At 47.1% G+C, this 1,146-nt stretch carries 1 protein-coding gene and 9 tRNA genes; 9 read left to right on the forward strand and 1 reads right to left on the reverse strand.

The window, feature by feature from the left end; translation table 11 throughout:
• The first annotated feature begins 73 nt into the window (after positions 1-73).
• The 9 genes from QOS01_RS10285 to QOS01_RS10325 all read left to right on the forward strand — a co-directional run bounded on the left by QOS01_RS10285 (position 74) and on the right by QOS01_RS10325 (position 903).
• Positions 74-165, forward strand: a tRNA-Ser gene (locus QOS01_RS10285).
• Between the two features lie 7 nt (positions 166-172).
• Positions 173-244 (forward strand) — tRNA-Glu (locus tag QOS01_RS10290).
• 5 nt (positions 245-249) lie between these two features.
• Positions 250-322: transfer RNA gene (locus tag QOS01_RS10295), tRNA-Val, on the forward strand.
• Positions 323-359: 37 nt separating this feature from the next.
• Positions 360-432, forward strand: a tRNA-Phe gene (locus QOS01_RS10300).
• A 6-nt stretch (positions 433-438) separates the two neighbouring features.
• A tRNA-Tyr gene (locus tag QOS01_RS10305) sits at positions 439-521 on the forward strand.
• A 6-nt stretch (positions 522-527) separates the two neighbouring features.
• Positions 528-598 (forward strand) — tRNA-Trp (locus QOS01_RS10310).
• A gap of 17 nt (positions 599-615) precedes the next feature.
• Positions 616-690, forward strand: a tRNA-His gene (locus tag QOS01_RS10315).
• 43 nt (positions 691-733) lie between these two features.
• Positions 734-804, forward strand: a tRNA-Cys gene (locus tag QOS01_RS10320).
• Between the two features lie 14 nt (positions 805-818).
• A tRNA-Leu gene (locus QOS01_RS10325) sits at positions 819-903 on the forward strand.
• 49 nt (positions 904-952) lie between these two features.
• Here the strand turns inward: QOS01_RS10325 and QOS01_RS10330 are convergent.
• The coding region (locus tag QOS01_RS10330; RefSeq protein ID WP_283622258.1) for a hypothetical protein at positions 953-1,146 on the reverse strand (194 nt) is incomplete at its 5' end.

Consider the following 1,146-nt stretch of genomic DNA (forward strand, 5'->3'; position numbering starts at 1 on the left):
AGTTAAGCTTCAACACGCCGAAAGTAGTTGGGGGATCGCTCCCTGCGAGGATAGGACGTTGCCACGCATTCATGGAGAGTTGTCCGAGTTGGCCGAAGGAGCAGCATTGGAAATGCTGTATACGGGTTAAAGCCTGTATCAAGGGTTCGAATCCCTTACTCTCCGTTGAGATGACCCGTTAGTCAAGTGGTTAAGACACCAGCCTTTCACGCTGGTATCGTGGGTTCAAATCCCGCACGGGTCATTTTTGGAGGATTAGCTCAGTTGGGAGAGCGTCTGCCTTACAAGCAGAGGGTCACAGGTTCGAGCCCTGTATCCTCCATTAACAACTAAATAGTTGTTACACCCATACACAGGATGGCTCGGTAGCTCAGTTGGTAGAGCAACGGATTGAAGCTCCGTGTGTCGGCGGTTCGATTCCGTCCCGCGCCACTTTATGGAGGAGTAGCGAAGTCTGGCTAAACGCGATGGACCGTAAATCCATTCCTTCGGGTTCGGTGGTTCGAATCCACTCTCCTCCACTTTATAGGGATATAGTTAAACGGTATAACTACGGTCTCCAAAACCGTCATTGTGGGTTCGATTCCTACTATCCCTGCTTAACTGAATATTTTGGCGGTATTGGTGAAGTTTGGTTAACACACCGGTTTGTGGGTCCGGCACGCGTGGGTTCAAATCCCACATACCGCCCTTATGGGTTGGACATGTTTATCCTGTTCAACTTTAACTATTTGGTGGTATAGCCAAGTGGTAAGGCAGAGGTCTGCAAAACCTTTATCATCGGTTCAAATCCGATTACCACCTTTTAGTTAGCTGATGCCTCTGTGGCGGAATTGGCAGACGCGCTGGACTCAAAATCCAGTTCCCGTTGAGGGAGTGTGGGTTCGACCCCCACCGGAGGCATTTGTTTATCGATATTCAGCTAAACTATAAAGCACGGCATTGCTTGTTATTATGAGCATTGTCGTGCTTTTAGTTTTTTACAATTATTTAACTGGTACATCATTTGTACAGCAAAAATAGTAAGCACACCATAACGTAAGCACACCATAACGACACGTCTATAAATGTAAGCAGTCAATAACGATACGTATTGAAAACAAATGAAAAAGGCGTGAACCACGGCTTCTTGTGGTTCACGCCCTT

Origin of the sequence: Limosilactobacillus avium, from assembly GCF_947381485.1 — a bacterium.
GTDB lineage: Bacteria > Bacillota > Bacilli > Lactobacillales > Lactobacillaceae > Limosilactobacillus > Limosilactobacillus avium.